Source organism: Microbacterium sp. CIAB417, assembly GCF_022788845.1.
In genome coordinates this window covers 445571-459993 of the sequence record NZ_JAHZUT010000003.1, presented here as the reverse complement: position 1 = coordinate 459993, position 14423 = coordinate 445571, and the positions used below count along the sequence as shown (strand labels likewise).

General features: G+C 70.3%; 14 protein-coding genes. 4 read left to right on the top strand and 10 right to left on the bottom strand.

The genetic code is table 11. The features are described 5' to 3' along the window. Positions 1–41: 41 nt before the first annotated feature. Together ftsY and smc are read right to left on the bottom strand one after the other, a co-directional pair. Positions 42–914, bottom strand: a complete 873-nt coding sequence (gene ftsY / locus KYX17_RS14525; protein ID WP_243227682.1) for a signal recognition particle-docking protein FtsY — start codon at positions 912–914, stop codon at positions 42–44. A gap of 23 nt (positions 915–937) precedes the next feature. Further along, positions 938–4450 (bottom strand): chromosome segregation protein SMC, encoded by a 3513-nt coding sequence (gene smc, locus KYX17_RS14520; protein ID WP_243227681.1) that lies wholly within the window; start codon positions 4448–4450, stop codon positions 938–940. A 443-nt stretch (positions 4451–4893) separates the two neighbouring features. Here smc and KYX17_RS14515 point away from each other — a divergent pair, with 443 nt between their 5' ends. Beyond that, positions 4894–5142: a hypothetical protein gene (locus KYX17_RS14515; RefSeq protein WP_243227680.1), complete on the top strand. Its 249-nt coding sequence runs from the start codon at positions 4894–4896 to the stop codon at positions 5140–5142. Between the two features lie 29 nt (positions 5143–5171). After that, the gene (locus tag KYX17_RS14510; protein WP_243227679.1) at positions 5172–6251 is read left to right on the top strand and encodes a GNAT family N-acetyltransferase; all 1080 of its coding nucleotides are present in this window, start codon (positions 5172–5174) and stop codon (positions 6249–6251) included. 13 nt (positions 6252–6264) lie between these two features. On the opposite strand, the gene KYX17_RS14505 is transcribed toward KYX17_RS14510, so the two are convergent. The 7 genes from KYX17_RS14505 to KYX17_RS14475 form a co-directional block, all read right to left on the bottom strand. Beyond that, positions 6265–7080, bottom strand: a complete 816-nt coding sequence (locus KYX17_RS14505; RefSeq protein ID WP_243227678.1) for a hypothetical protein — start codon at positions 7078–7080, stop codon at positions 6265–6267. Between the two features lie 66 nt (positions 7081–7146). Continuing rightward, positions 7147–8043 carry a bifunctional DNA-formamidopyrimidine glycosylase/DNA-(apurinic or apyrimidinic site) lyase gene (mutM, locus tag KYX17_RS14500; RefSeq protein ID WP_243227677.1) on the bottom strand — a complete coding sequence of 299 codons (897 nt, stop codon included), beginning with the start codon at positions 8041–8043 and terminating at the stop codon, positions 7147–7149. Between the two features lies 1 nt (position 8044). After that, positions 8045–8737: a ribonuclease III gene (gene rnc / locus KYX17_RS14495; protein WP_243227676.1), complete on the bottom strand. Its 693-nt coding sequence runs from the start codon at positions 8735–8737 to the stop codon at positions 8045–8047. Between the two features lie 10 nt (positions 8738–8747). Next, positions 8748–8957 (bottom strand): 50S ribosomal protein L32, encoded by a 210-nt coding sequence (gene rpmF / locus KYX17_RS14490; protein WP_045248451.1) that lies wholly within the window; start codon positions 8955–8957, stop codon positions 8748–8750. Between the two features lie 12 nt (positions 8958–8969). Next, a complete protein-coding gene (locus KYX17_RS14485; RefSeq protein WP_243228192.1) occupies positions 8970–9467 on the bottom strand; it encodes a DUF177 domain-containing protein in 498 nt (165 codons plus the stop codon). A 103-nt stretch (positions 9468–9570) separates the two neighbouring features. Then, entirely contained in the window at positions 9571–10071 is a 501-nt protein-coding gene (coaD, locus tag KYX17_RS14480; RefSeq protein ID WP_137417165.1) for a pantetheine-phosphate adenylyltransferase, read from the bottom strand. Positions 10072–10124: 53 nt separating this feature from the next. Further along, positions 10125–12302: an ATP-dependent DNA helicase RecG gene (locus tag KYX17_RS14475; RefSeq protein ID WP_243227675.1), complete on the bottom strand. Its 2178-nt coding sequence runs from the start codon at positions 12300–12302 to the stop codon at positions 10125–10127. A 50-nt stretch (positions 12303–12352) separates the two neighbouring features. Here KYX17_RS14475 and rsmD point away from each other — a divergent pair, with 50 nt between their 5' ends. Continuing rightward, the gene (rsmD, locus tag KYX17_RS14470; RefSeq protein ID WP_243227674.1) at positions 12353–12928 is read left to right on the top strand and encodes a 16S rRNA (guanine(966)-N(2))-methyltransferase RsmD; all 576 of its coding nucleotides are present in this window, start codon (positions 12353–12355) and stop codon (positions 12926–12928) included. Here rsmD and thiL read toward each other — a convergent pair. Beyond that, positions 12898–13884: a thiamine-phosphate kinase gene (gene thiL / locus KYX17_RS14465; protein WP_243227673.1), complete on the bottom strand. Its 987-nt coding sequence runs from the start codon at positions 13882–13884 to the stop codon at positions 12898–12900. The two genes, rsmD and thiL, sit on opposite strands and share 31 nt — an antisense overlap. 69 nt (positions 13885–13953) lie before the next feature. Between thiL and KYX17_RS14460 the strand changes: the two genes are divergently transcribed. After that, positions 13954–14421 carry a DUF3515 family protein gene (locus KYX17_RS14460; RefSeq protein WP_243227672.1) on the top strand — a complete coding sequence of 156 codons (468 nt, stop codon included), beginning with the start codon at positions 13954–13956 and terminating at the stop codon, positions 14419–14421. Positions 14422–14423: the final 2 nt, after the last annotated feature.

Below are 14423 nucleotides of genomic sequence, written 5' to 3'. Positions count from 1 at the left end.
GAAACCAGCCCGGCCCGCCGGGCGGTAGTCCGGCGCGCGGCTCAGGAGACGAGCTGCTCGACGAAGACGTGGGGCGTGAATCCGGTGAGGTCTCCGATGCCCTCGCCCTGACCCAACAGCTTCACGGGGATGCCGGTGCGCTCCTGCACGGCCAGGACGAATCCGCCCTTGGCCGATCCGTCGAGCTTGGTGAGCACGAGGCCGGTGACTCCGGCCTGCTCGAGGAACGCCTCGGCCTGCATCAGACCGTTCTGGCCCGTCGTGGCATCGAGTACGAGGAGCACCTCGCTGATCGGCGCCTGCTTCTCGATCACGCGCTTGATCTTGCCCAGCTCGTCCATGAGCCCGCCCTTGGTGTGGAGGCGCCCGGCGGTGTCGACGAGGACGATCTCGGTACCCGTCTCGATCGCGTGCGCCACGGTCTGGAAGGCGACGGATGCGGGATCCTGCCCCTCCTGCTGCGGACGCACGATCGCTGCTCCCCCGCGCTCTGCCCAGGTCGCGAGCTGGTCGACGGCCGCGGCACGGAAGGTGTCGGCCGCGCCGACGACGACCGAGCGGTTGTAGCGACGCAGGAAGTTGGCGAACTTGCCGATCGTGGTCGTCTTTCCCACACCGTTGACGCCGACGACGAGGACGACCGCCGGACGCTCGGTGAGCCGGAGCGTGGAGTCGAACTTCGCGAAGTGCTCCTCGAGACTCTCGCGCAGCATCCGCTGGAGGTCCTTGGGGTCGGTCGTGCGGTAGCGGTCGACCTTCTCGCGCAGTTCGTCGATGAGACGTTCGGTCACGTCGGGACCGAAGTCCGCCGTGAGCAGGGCCGTCTCGAGGTCCTCCCACGTGCTCTCGTCGATGACGGGCTTGACGAACATCCCTCGCAGGGCACGCCCCAGCGACCACGATCTCTCGGCCATGCCTCCAGCCTACGCGGCCGGGCTCACGCGGATTCGCGCTCGCGCACCCGCTGGCCGACGACGGCCGAGACGCCGTCCTGGCGCATGGAGACGCCGTACAGCGCGTCGGCGATCTCCATCGTCCGCTTCTGGTGCGTGATGACGATCAGCTGACTGGATGCGCGCAGCTGCTCGAACACCGTCAGCAGGCGTCCGAGATTGGCATCGTCGAGCGCAGCCTCGACCTCGTCGAGGATGTAGAAGGGGCTGGGGCGCGCCTTGAAGATCGCGACGAGCAACGCGACAGCCGCGAGTGAGCGCTCCCCGCCCGAGAGCAGCGAGAGCCGCTCGACCTTCTTGCCGACCGGCCGCACCGAGACGTCGATCCCGGTCGTGAGGGGGTTGTCGGGATCCGTGAGCGCGATGCTGCCGGTGCCGCCGGGGAACAACAGCGGGAACACCTCGGTGAAGGCGACGCGGGTGTCCTCGAACGCCTCAAGGAAGATCGACCGCATCCGCTCGTCGAGCTCCTCGATGATCGTGAGCAGGTCTTTTCGTGTTTGCGTGAGATCGGCGAGCTGTTCGGTGAGGAACGTGTGCCGCTGCTCGAGGGCTGCGAACTCCTCGAGCGCGAGCGGGTTGACCCGTCCGAGCTGCGCGAGCTTGCGCTCCGCCTCCTGCAGGCGCTTGCGCTGCTGGCCCCGGTCGAAGGGAATCGTGGGCTGTTCGCCTTCTTCGGCGGGTTCGGCGGCGTCGTCCGGGATCGGCTGATCCGGCCCATATTCCGCAATCAGAATGTTCTCATCGAGACCGAGCTCACTCTGCACCCTCTCGCGGAGCGAGCCGACGTGCAGCTTCTTCTCGTGGATGCGCAGCTCGAGTCCGTGGACGCTCTCCGTGAGGCCGCTCAGGCGCTCCCGTAGCGCCGCCTCCTCGCGTCGCGCTTCGGAGAGCTCCGCCGTGACGGCCGTTCGCGCGGACTCCGCCGCGGCGAGCTCCACGCGCGCCTGCGACACGGAGCGGTCGACCGAGTCCAGCAGCGCCGGCAGCTGAGCTGCCACGGATGCGGCGATGTCGCGCTGGCGCCGGCGGATCACCGCGCGGCGGGCGGCCTCCTCGGCCGCCGCGCGCTCTCGTTCGCGTTGACGTTGGAGCTGGGCGATGCGAGCCTCGCCGGCGCGGATCCGCTCGCGAAGGGTCTCCACATCCAGGCGAGCGCGCATCTCGCCGTCGCGCGCCGCGTCGAGAGCGGCGAGCATGCCGTCGCGAGCCGACGCATCCAGGATCGGCCGCGGGGCCTCCTGCGCCGATGCCAGGCGGTCCGCCGCGACGCGCGCGGAATCCTCGGCCTCGACCACTGCCGCCTGGGCCTGGCGCAGCGCCTGCGTGAGCCGCTCGCACTCCGCCACCGCCGCCTCGTGTCGGACCGTCGCCCGGTTGACCTTCTCGGCGTGCGCCGCGAGTGCCGCGTCGTGGGAGCGCAGCGCGTCGAGGGTGTGCTTGGTGCGGGCGCGCGCCTCATGGAGCGCGCGGGTCTGATCGGACAGGGCTTCACGCAGGGAGTCGGCGACGACCTGCAGTTCGCCGAGTCGCTCGGCGGCGGCATCGCGTTCTGCTGCGAGCTCGAGCCGGGATCGGCCCTGGCCGCTGCCCGCACGCACCGAGAAGCGCGTGACGATCTCGCCCGTGCGCGTGACCACGGTGAGTTCGGGTGCCGAAGCGAGGACGCCCTGTGCGGCCGAAAGATCCGCGGCGATCACGACACGCGCCAGGAGTCCCGCGACACCCGCCGGAGCCGTTACGACGTCGGTCGCGCGCACCATGCCCTCGATGTCGGGGATGTCGGCCGGGGCGGCGGACACCTCCGCGATCACGATGTCGACGACGCCGAAGTCTCCGCCGCGGGCCACCGCCGCCGCATCCACCGCATCCGCCTCGCTGTCGACGAGCACGCCCTCGGCGACGGCGCCCAGCGCGGCGGCGATGGCGGCCTCGTAGCCCGAGGTCACCTGAACGGCATCGCCCACGAGTCCGCGAACGCCGCTGCCTCCGGTCGCGATGAGCTCGGAGGCGCCGGTGCGCACGTCCAGGGCGCGCCCGAGCGTCTTCACCTGAGCGGACAGCGCGTCGACCTCGCGCTCGGTGGCATGCAGTCGCTCCCGGATGCCGGCCACCTCCGTTTCGGCGTCCGCAGCATGCCGCTGCGCCTGCTCGTAGGCCGCGGCGTGCTCTGCCGACGAGGTCTCCGGAACCAGGTCCGGGTCGGCGCCCGCGAGTTCCTCCTCCGCATCGGCTCGGCGAGCGAGCGCGGCATCCAGCGCCTTCTGCTGTCGTTCCACGGCGGCACGAACGGCCGCCAGCGCCGATTCCGCCGCCTCCGCCGTGCCGCGCAGGGCCGTGAGGCGCATGTCGTGCTCGGAGACGAGGGCGCTCTGCGCCGCGATGTCGGCGTCCAGCGCGTCGAGCTCGGCGCGCGCACGGGTCACGTCGCGCGCGGCGGCCGCCGCGGCATCCTCGGCCTCGCCGACACCGGTCGTGATCGTGTCGAGCTCTTCGCGCGCCTCGTCGATCGCCGCCTGCGACACGGTCGGGGTCGGGGCGAGGGAGTCCTCGTCCTCGGACAGCAGGCTCAGTCGTTGTCCCGCAAGCGTGTAGAGACCGCGCAGCCGCTCCTGTACCTGTTCGAGCCCGAAGGCGACGCGGCGCGCCGCATCCACCGCTTCGGAGCGTTCCTGCGTCTCGAGCGCAACGACTCGTGCCTTGACCTGATCGGCGCGGTCCTGCAGGAGGGTCCGCTCCGCGCGGCGATCCTGCTCGTTGCGCGCGAAGTCGGCGAGCTCCGCCTGCAGTGCGACCAGCTCGTCCGCGAGCAGCCGCGCCCGTGCATCGCGGACGACGGCGGCGATCGTCGCCGCCTCGCGCGCGATGTCGGCCTGGCGCCCGAGCGGCTTGAGCTGACGGCGCAACTCGCCGGCGAGGTCGCTGAGGCGGGTGAGGTTCGCCTCCATGGCCTCGAGCTTGCGAAGGGTCTTCTCCTTGCGCCGACGGTGCTTCAGGATGCCGGCTGCTTCCTCGATGAAGCCCCGGCGGTCTTCGGGGCTCGCCTGCAGCACGGTGTCGAGGCGCCCCTGCCCGACGATGACGTGCATCTCGCGGCCGAGCCCCGAGTCGCTGAGCAGCTCTTGCACGTCGAGAAGTCGACAGGACTGCCCGTTGATCGCATACTCGCTGGCGCCGTTGCGGAACAGTGTCCTGCTGATCGTCACCTCGGCGTACTCGATCGGAAGCGCCCCATCCGCGTTGTCGATCGTGAGCTGCACCTCGGCACGTCCGAGCGGGCCCCGGGTGGACGTGCCGGCGAAGATGACGTCCTCCATCTTGCCGCCGCGGAGGGTCTTCGCGCCTTGCTCGCCCATCACCCAGGCGAGGGCGTCGACGACGTTGGACTTGCCGGATCCGTTCGGTCCCACGATCGCGGTGACACCCGGCTCGAGGGCGAAGGTCGTGGGCTGCGCGAACGACTTGAACCCTTTGAGCGTCACGCTCTTCAGGTGCATGCGGATCCTCCGGTCGTCGGGCTTCTCACGACGTTACCGGAGCGGCCCTCTTCCGCCTCGCAGCGACGCAGGCAGAGAGCGCGACACGCCCGGGATGTTGACAGCTGTCTCTCAGACACGCTAGCGTCCTCATCTGCCAACCGACGTTGAGAAAGGAGATCGCAAGATGACTCGTCTGCTTGTCACCACCGCGCCGAACACGTGCGCCGTCGATGCGATCCGCTCCGTCGGTGTGTTCCAGAACGGTCGCACGCACACCGCTCGTTGACCCTCGCCGGGGATCAGTCTGCCCATCACCGGGCAGACCTCCGCGCGGAGTCGATCGCACGCTGACCCGTTCGTTCCTCCGCCGCCCGTGCCCTCGCACGTGGTCGGCCCTTTCCGACCGCACTGCGGCCCCGTCCGGCGGCCGCATTCTGCCCGCTCTCACTCGGAGAACCATCGTGAATATCACTCAGGACGCCCCCATCCGGGCGTCGCTTCCCACCCACCCGCCGTCGCCCACCGCACGGCCCACCCTCGTCGACCGCATCGCGATGCGCGTCGGGCTCCGGCTGCTGCTCTGGGGTCGCGACCGCTCTCGGCGGCGCGTCTCACCCGAGGCCAACGCCCGGGTTCTTCTCGCGCAGGACGTCCGACGCGCGTACGACCTCGCCGTCGTGCGCACCGGAGCCCAGCCCACGATCCGATGATCGACACGAGTCACCCACGGAGCACCACCATGGACACCCTCACCACCCTCGAGCTGCGGCCTGTCGAGGTCCCCACGGACCTCGACGGGCCCGCAGCCCGGGACTTCCACCGGCTCGCCGCCGTCCGAAACGAGGTCTATCGAGAGATATCCGGCACGGACGACGACCGGATGACTCCGGGCGAGCTCGCCCCCATCGCCCGCTCCGATCCACATGAACTGCGTCTCCACTGGCTCGTGCTCCTCGATGACGAGCCGGTGGGGCGCATGGGCATGGATCTGCCGCAGGAAGACGGGTCACGCACGTCGTACGTGTTCATCGAGCTGCGCCGCGACGTGTGGGGTCAGGGCATCGGCGAGCGTGCGCACGCACTCCTCGAGGACACAGCCCGCGCGCACGGCCGCAGCGTCATGCAGAGCTGGGTCGAACATCCCGCCGCCGACGGCGAGCAGCTGACGCCTCCGACCGGCTTCGGCCATGTGCCGCTCGATCACCCGGCACGTTTCCTCCTGCGGCACGGCTACACGCTGGAGCAGATCGTGCGAAAGAGCGCCTTCACCATCGCGGGAAACCGGGCAGAACTCGAGCAGCATGCCGCCGACGCGCGCGCTGCATCCACTGACTACCGCGTTGTGCAGTGGGAGACCCCCACCCCCGACGAGTTCGTCGAGGGGTACGCCTGGATGAAGTCGCGCATGTCGACCGACGCCCCCTCCGCCGACCTGGTGGTGGACGAGGAGACCTGGGATGCCGCACGTGTGCGCACCTGGGACGCCGACATCCTCGACGGCGGGCGCCGGATGCTGGTGACCGCCGCACAGCACATCGCGACCGGTGAGCTGTGCGCGTTCAACGAGCTCGTGCTGGGCGTCGACCCGGAGGCCGCGTCGCACCAGTACGACACCCTCGTGCTCTCGACGCATCGCGGCCACCGGCTCGGCATGCTCGTCAAGGCCGAGGGTCTGCTCGCCTGGCCGCGAGTCGCGCCGGCCTCGACACGCGTCGTCACGTACAACGCGGAGGAGAACCGGCCGATGCTCGACATCAACGAGGCCATCGGTTTCGTCCCGGTCAGTTACGAGGGCGTGTGGAAGCGCGTGCTCTCGTGAGCACGTGGGGGCGTCACCTGCCCCCGAACCACCGACGCCTGGGGCCGCGCCCCGCCGACGGAGCCTCCCCGTCCGGCGGCGGCGCGGTCACCACGTCGAGAACGACCGGCATCCCGAGTCGACTCTGTCCCGGTGTCAGGACGGAGGCGACGCCCGCCACGTGGACGTAATCGCCCGCCTCAGGCACCCGTCTCGCCTCCAGAATTCCTGCGACCGCATCCCGCAGTGCGGCGTGAGCCTCGGCGGGAGCAAGCACCGAGGAGACCAGCTGAACGTCCGGCGCGCCGAAGCGGCCGAGGCCGATGGTGTGGGCGATCGATGCCGTCTCGTCGAGGCGAGCGGCCATCGTGTGGAACCAGTTCAGCGCCGGACGCTCGGACACCTCACCCACGTACATGACGTCCGTGGTCGCGAGATCAGCATCGGGAAGCCAGACCGCGAGGCCGTTCTCCTGCGCGAACGCGGCGCCCAGCTGCGACACGACGTGATGGGCGTCGAACACATCCGTCGGCGCCTCGACGCTCACCACGAGGTGAGCGACATGACGAGCGACCGCCTCGGACACGAGTGCGCTCAGCGGCGACTGGGCGACGGCATAGTCGAGCTCACGGGCTCGAAGCGGCTCGCTGCGCAGGTGGAATGTCACGGGCACACCGTTGACCGTGACCTCGATCCGCGAAACCGGCGCGCCGTGAAGCGATTGCGCCACGGTCGGGGCGACCGGAGCCAGCACCTCACCGATTCCCGCCGGCAGCGTCCTCAGCAGGATCACGATCCGCGCGACGCTCTGCCCACCCGTCTGCGCCGGTTCAGCACCTGTTCCCGTCATGCTCGATCTCCCTCCGACCTCGACGGGAGCCTACGGGCATCGGTCCGCGTCAGCGGCCCCTGGACATCACCGCACTCGCTGGCAGTGCGGGCAGTAGTGGCTCGAGCGGTTCGTGAAGGCGACCCGCACGATGGCGTGGCCGCAGCGGGCACACGGTTCGCCGGTACGCCCGTACGCGTTCAGCGAGTGGGCGAAGTAGCCGGCTTGACCGTTGACATTGACGTACTGGGCGTCGAAGCTCGTGCCGCCCTCCGCGAGCGCCTTCTGCAGCACGGCGCGCACTTCGGCGAGGAGCCGGTTGACGGCGCGGGTGCTCAGCGTCGCAGCTGCGGTCTCGGGATGGATCCTGGCGGCCCACAGGGCCTCATCGGCGTAGATGTTGCCGATGCCGCTCACCACACCCTGATCGAGCAGGACCCGCTTGATGCCCGACCGCTTGCGCGCGACGAGACGGCGAAAGCTCCCGTCGTCGAACGCCGGATCGAGCGGGTCGCGCGCGATGTGCGACACCTGCGTCGGAACGCTCGGGCGATCTGTGCCGTAGCCTCCTGCCGCCCCGTCACCGGTGGGCACGAGGTGATCCAGGGCGAGGGAGCCGAACGTGCGCTGATCGGCGAAAACGACCGCCAGCTCGCCGTGCTGCGGATGCCGGATGTCGAGCCGTACGCGCTCGTGGCGCTCGCGGGGCGCCCCCGGCTCGCGCAGAAGCATCTGCCCGCTCATCCCGAGGTGCGCGACGACGGCCTGCTCCCCCGCGTCCGCCAACGGGATCCAGAGGAACTTGCCGCGGCGCGCCGGGGCGCCGAACGTGCGGCCCGCGAGCTCGGCCTCGAAGTGCGACCCGTCGCCGGAATGGCGGGTGAGCGCGCGCTCATCGAGCACCTCCACGCCGTTCACGAACGCACCATCCACGGCGGGCGCGAGACCCGCGCGCACGACTTCGACCTCGGGGAGCTCAGGCACCTCAGTCGCGTCCGCTGAGGGTGCGCCACGCCGTCAGGGCAGCGGCCATCTCGGCCTGCTTCTTGCTCGTCCCCGATCCCGTGGTGCTCACCTCGCCCACCGTCACGGTGCCCTCGAAGACGCGGGCGTGGTCCGGCCCGGTCGAATCCACCCGGTACACGGGCGCGGGCAGCCCCATCCGGGCCGCGAGCTCCTGCAGCGCGGTCTTCGGGTCGACGGCGGCGTCGTACCGTTCCGGATCGGCGAGCAACGGCTCGATGAGGCGCAGCACGAGTCCGGTCGCGGCCTCCGCTCCGGCGGAGAGGTACGTCGCGCCGATGATCGCCTCGGTCGTGTCGGCGAGGATCGAGTCCTTGTCGTCGCCACGCGTCAGCTGCTCACCGCGGCCGAGCCGGATGTACGCGCCCAGACCGATCGAGCGGGCGACCTCTGCGAGGGCGACCGTCGACACGACGCTCGCCCGACGCTTGGCCAAGGATCCCTCGTCGAGCTCGGGGTGCGAACGGTAGAGCTTGACCGTCACCGCCTGTCCGAGCACCGAGTCGCCGAGGAACTCGAGACGCTCGTTGTGCGGAATCTGGCCGTGCTCGTACGCGTACGAGCGATGCGTCAGCGCCAGCGCAAGAAGCTCGGGGTCGATATCGACCCCGAGCTTCTCGGAGAGTGCGGAGAGATCCGCAGCTGCGTCCGTCACGGAACGCGGCTCAGATGTCAGCGACCTTGCGGCCCTTGTACTCGAGGAACAGCTCGGTACCCTGCGAGTCGGTGACGACCTTCGCCTGGTGCGGGCGGCTGTAGACGACCTTGCCGTTCTCGATGGTCTTGACGAGGGCGGGAGCCTCGGCCTTCCACTGCGCGCGGCGCGAACGGGTGTTGGAGCGCGAAACCTTGCGCTTCGGGGGGTTACCTGCCATGGTCTTCTCTTTCTATGAGGTCTGTGTGCTTTGTCCTGCGTCGCCGGGCTCCGTGGCCGGTTCCGCTACCAGGTCCGCAAGCGCTGCCCAGCGAGGATCGAGGGCTTCGCGCGGTGCCTGCGCGGGGTGGTCTGCCAGACGCTCACCGGTCTCGGGGTCGAGACCTGGGCAATCCGGCCGGCACACCGGCTGGAACGGAAGCGACAGGACGACGCCATCCCTGACCAGATTTTCAAGATCCACGTGGTCGTCTTGAACTTCGAAGTCGGACGCTTCCGATCCAGGATACGCGAAAAGCTCCTGGAACTCGACTTCGACAGGCGCGGCGATGTCGATGAGGCATCGCCCGCACACTCCCGTGTACTCCGCCTCGACGTCGCCCGTGACGAGGATGCCCTCGTGAACGGACTCCAGACGAGCCTCGATGTGCACCTCTTCGCCCTGTGCCACAGAGACGAGTCCCTCGCCCCACTTCTCGGGTGCGGGGACGTCGAAGGACACCTCGCGCATCTCGCCGGGGCGATTGACGATGTCGCGCACACCGATGCTGAAGGGGCCGGGTCGACGATTTCTCACCCGGAGAGTCTAGCCCGCCGGCGCGCGGCGAGATCCGTCAGATGCCCCGGCCCCCGGTGTCCAGGAAGCGCGAGACGACCGGCGGAACGTACGGCGACACGTCCCCGCCGAGTGAGGCGACCTGTCGCACGAGCGAGCTCGATACGAGCGCATGCGAAGGGTCGGGCAGCAGGAAGACGGTCTCGACCCCCGCCAGATGGCGGTTGACGATCGCCATCGGCGTCTCGTAGGCGACGTCCACCTGCGAGCGGATGCCCTTCACCAGCACGCCGGCACCGACCTCGGTGGCGTAGTCGACCAGCAGGCCCACACTCCACGACGCCACTGTGACGTGCTCGGCCGGAAAGCCGTCCTCACGGATCGACTGCTCCAGCAGGGAGACACGTTGCGCGATGGGGAGCATGGCCTCCTTACCCGGATTGTGCACGACGAGCACGTGGACCTCGTCGTACAGACCCGCGGCACGACGGATGACGTCGAGATGACCGAGGGTGGGCGGGTCGAAGGAGCCGGGGACGACGGCGATCCGGTTGCTCACCCTCTCACCCTAGCGGGGCGCCTTCGACAGAAGAGGAACGCGCCGCGAGGCCGTCAGTTCTTTCCCAGCGCCGCGCGTTCGTCGGCGTCCAGTCGACGCTCGATGGCGCCCGCGAGTCCCGGATGCCGCAGCAACGCGGGGTCGTCGGCCAGGATCACCTCGCCGTCGCTGCGCGCCCGCGCGATGAGGTCGGCGTCTGTGACCACGCGCAGCATCCGCAGCGAAGAGCGCGCTCCCGACTGCGCAGCGCCGAGGACGTTGCCCTCGCCGCGCAACTGGAGGTCGACCTCGGCGAGCTCGAAGCCGTCGAGCGTCGCCGCGACCGCTTCGACACGGGTTCGAGCCGATGTGCGCGGTGGTGCGTCCGTGACGAGGAGGCAGAGCCCCGGCACCGAACCTCTCCCGACACGCCCGCGGAGCTGGTGCAGCTGCGAGACACCGAACCGATCGGCGTCGAGGATGATCATCGTCGACGCGTTCGGCACATCGACGCCGACCTCGACGACCGTGGTCGCCACGAGCACGTCGATGTCGCCGGCGGCAAAGGCGCGCATCACCGCATCCTTCTCTTCGGAGGGAAGCTTGCCGTGCAGCAGGGCGATGCGCTTGTCGGCGAACCGGGGATGCTCGGCGAGAAGCCCGACGACCTGCACGACGCCCCACCGTGGACGAGCAGCACCGGCGTCGTCGGGCAGATCGTCGATCGTGGTCGACGGCTCTTGCCCGGCCTCGGCGATGGCGGTCTCAGGCTCGACGTCGATCGCCGGGCACACCACGAAAACCTGATAGCCCTTCTCGACCTCCTCCGCGGCGCGCATCCAGACACGTTCGAACCAGGCGGGCTTCTCCCCCACCGGCGCGACGAACGATTCGATGCCGGCACGGCCTGCAGGCATCGTGCGGATCGTGGAGACGTCGAGGTCGCCGAACACCGTCATCGCCACGGTGCGCGGGATCGGCGTCGCCGTGAGCACGAGCGCGTGCGGGCTCGTGCCCTTGGCCCGGAGCGTCTCGCGCTGCTCGACGCCGAAGCGGTGCTGCTCGTCCACGACGACCAGGGCGAGGTCGGCGAAGGTCGTCTTGTCGCTGAGCAGCGCGTGCGTGCCCACGACGATCAGCGCCTGCCCGGCGGCGACCCGCAACGCCGCCTTGCGTCGCTCAGCGGCGCCCATCTGCCCGGTGAGCAGTGTCGGCATAAGTTCGGGGGCGAGGGCCGGACCGAGCATCTTCGTGAGCGAGCGCAGATGCTGCGCGGCAAGCACCTCCGTGGGGGCGATCAGTGCCGACTGCCCGCCGCTCTGCGCCACCTGGAGCATGGCCCGTAGCGCGACGAGAGTCTTACCCGAGCCCACCTCGCCCTGCACCAGACGGTTCATGGGCCACGGACCCACGAGGTCGGCGGCGATCGCCTCGCCGACCGAGACCTGGTCGGGTGTGCGGTCGAACGGCAGCGCCGCGTCGAAACGCTCCAGCAGCGAGCCCGCAGGCCGGGGCTCGGCCGACAGCGCGCGCACGAGTTGGCGCTGCTGCAGCAAGGCGGTCTGCAGGACGAGCGCCTCCTGCCAACGCAGGGTGTGCACCGCCTGGTCGATGACGTCGTCGAAGTCCGGCCGATGCACGCGCTCGAGGCCCTCGCGGAAGCCCAACAGGCCCTCTCGGGCGCGGATGTCGTCGGGGATCGGATCGTCCAGTGGCGCGAGCAGATCGAGCGTGTGGGAGATCAGCTCACCGATCTTCCAGCTCGAGAGAGACGCGGTCGCGGGGTAGATCGGGATGGGTTGCGAAGCGTACGCCTGCGCGTTCATCAGCGCGACGCTCTCGTCTTCGAAGAGCTGGTAGTCCGGATGAGCGAGCTGCATCTGGCGGCGGTACTCGCCCACCTTGCCCGAGAAGGTGCCGCGCCGGCCCACCTTGAGCTGATCTTGACGCCACGGCTGGTTGAAGAAGGTGAGCACGAGGTCACCGCGGCCGTCGGTGATGACGACCTCGAGGATCGAGCCGCGCCGGTTCTTCATCTTCCGATCGGTGACGCTCTTGACCTGCGCCACGATCGTGACCTGCTCGTCGACGGTCAGCGAGTCGATGGGGGTCAGCTCGCCGTGTTTCGCATAGCGACGCGGGTAGTGCGTGAGCAGATCGCTCACCGTCCGCATCCCGAACGCCCGCTGCAGGGTCGTCGCGGCCTTGCCTCCGATCACCCCGTCGAGGCGGGAGTCGAGGGTGACGGACATGAGCCGATTCTACGGCGGGCCTCCCCCACGCCCGTCGGTAGGGTGAGGGGGTGACGCGCATCATCGCCGGATCCGCCGGCGGACTCCGACTCGACGTGCCGGCCAGCGGAACCCGGCCCACGAGCGACCGTGTCCGCGAGTCCCTCTTCGCCGCGCTCGAGTCGCAGGACATGCTCGCCGGCGCCCGCGTGCTGGATCTGTATGCGGGTTCAGGCGCGCTCGGCCTCGAGGCGCTGAGCCGCGGCGCGGTGCACGTCGACCTCGTCGAGCACAACGCGAAGGCCGCCGCCGTGGTGCGGCGCAACGCCGAGGTCATCGCCCGCGCGACCGGTGCGACGGCGCGGGCGCACCGCAGCACCGTCGCCGCCTTCCTGCGCCAGGGCGCATCCACGTACGACCTCGTGTTCCTCGACCCGCCCTACGACATCGCCGACGAGGATCTCGCCGAGGCACTCGCGCTGCTGCGGCCTTTGCTCACCGACGACGCTCTCGTGGTCGTCGAGCGCGCGAAGCGCTCCGCCGAACCCGAGTGGGAGCGAGCCGACCTGGAGCAGGTGCGCGAGCGCCGTCACGGCGACACCGCGCTCTGGTGGGCTCAGCCGCGACCGGCGTCCCAGTCGGCGTAAGGATCCCATCCGCCGCGATCGGCGGGACTCGCGCCGTCGACCGTGACCGGATGTTCGCCGCGCGTGCGCACCGTCCCGATCGGCCGGAAGGCGTCGGGCAGAGCGAGGTGCGCGGGGAAGGTGGCGAGGAGGGCGTGATCCTCTCCACCGCTCAGCGCGGTGTCGGCATCCGGACCGAGGGATGCCGCATCGAGCGCGATCGTGACCCCCGACGCGTCGGCCAGGCGCGTCGCGTCCAGCACGAGACCGTCGGAGACATCCATCATGGCGTGCGCCCCGGCCGCCGCGGCTCGCGGCCCGATGGCGATCGGCGGATGCGGGCGCAACTGCGCCGCGATGTCGTCGCGTTCCGCATCCGTGAGAATCTGCGGGTCCACCGGCACGGGGCGAAGATCGGTGTCGCGGAACCGCGTGAACAGGAGTCGCAATCCTCGTGCGGCACCGCCCAGCTCCCCCGCGACCGCGACCGTGTCACCCTCCCGTGCGCCGGAGCGGAGCACCGCGGGACCGTCGAGCTCGCCCAACGCGGTGACGGCGACGGTGAGCGTGTCGGAGACCGTGAGGTCGCCGCCCTCGACGGCGCATCCCGGCGCGAGCTCGTCGCACGCCGCGCGCAGGCCGTCCGCCACGGCCTCGACGAAGCCGATCGTCGTGTCGTCGGGCATCGCGAGGGCCACGAGCAACGCCGTCGGGCGAGCGCCCATCGCGGCGACGTCCGCGAGGTTCACGGCGGCGGCCTTCCAGCCGAGGTCGAATCCGCCGGTCCACGCGAGCCGGAAATCCGGACCGTGGACGAGGGTGTCCACGGTCGCCACGATCTGCCCGCCGGGGGCCAGCACCGCCGCGTCGTCGCCGGGGCCGACCACGGCGGAGCCCGTCCCGACGCGCGCCAGGATGCGGCGCAGGATCTCCCGCTCGCTGAGCTCCGCCACGGTCTTCTCGCTGCGCTCGTTCACCCCGCCACGCTACCTTCCACGGCACTGACGCGAGACGGATGCGGCCGCGGCCGGGGTTAGCCTGGAGAGGTGATCCGCCCCCGACTCGGCCGCCTGGCAGCCGTCGCCCTCGCGCTGCTCGCCCTCACCGGCTGCAGCAGCACGGTCGCGCTCGAACCCGCCCCGGCCGCGAACGATCCGCGCTGCGCGGATATCACCGCCTACCTGCCCCAGAATGTGGCGGGCCAGGACCGTCGATGGACGGACGCGCAGGCGACGGGGGCGTGGGGCGACCCGGCCGCCGTGATCCTGACCTGCGGTGTGACACCGCCGGGACCCTCCACCCTCGTCTGCCAGACGGTGTCGGGCGTGGACTGGCTCATCGACGACAGCGACGCGCCCCGATACCGCCTCACGAGCTTCGGGCGCACGCCCGCCGTCGAGATCTACCTCGACAACGACGTGGTCTCCAGCGTCGACGTGCTCGACAGTCTTTCGTCGCTGGTCGCGAAACTGCCGAAGGACGGGGAGTGCACCGCACGCCCCGGCACCTCGTAGGC

Coding starts and splice junctions, on each gene's coding strand:
- ftsY (WP_243227682.1), bottom strand. CDS start 914: ATGGCCGAGAGATCGTGGTCGCTGGGGCGTGCCCTGCGAGGGATGTTC.
- smc (WP_243227681.1), bottom strand. CDS start 4,450: ATGCACCTGAAGAGCGTGACGCTCAAAGGGTTCAAGTCGTTCGCGCAG.
- KYX17_RS14510 (WP_243227679.1), top strand. CDS start 5,172: ATGGACACCCTCACCACCCTCGAGCTGCGGCCTGTCGAGGTCCCCACG.
- KYX17_RS14505 (WP_243227678.1), bottom strand. CDS start 7,080: ATGACGGGAACAGGTGCTGAACCGGCGCAGACGGGTGGGCAGAGCGTC.
- rpmF (WP_045248451.1), bottom strand. CDS start 8,957: ATGGCAGGTAACCCCCCGAAGCGCAAGGTTTCGCGCTCCAACACCCGT.
- KYX17_RS14485 (WP_243228192.1), bottom strand. CDS start 9,467: ATGCGCGAGGTGTCCTTCGACGTCCCCGCACCCGAGAAGTGGGGCGAG.
- KYX17_RS14475 (WP_243227675.1), bottom strand. CDS start 12,302: ATGTCCGTCACCCTCGACTCCCGCCTCGACGGGGTGATCGGAGGCAAG.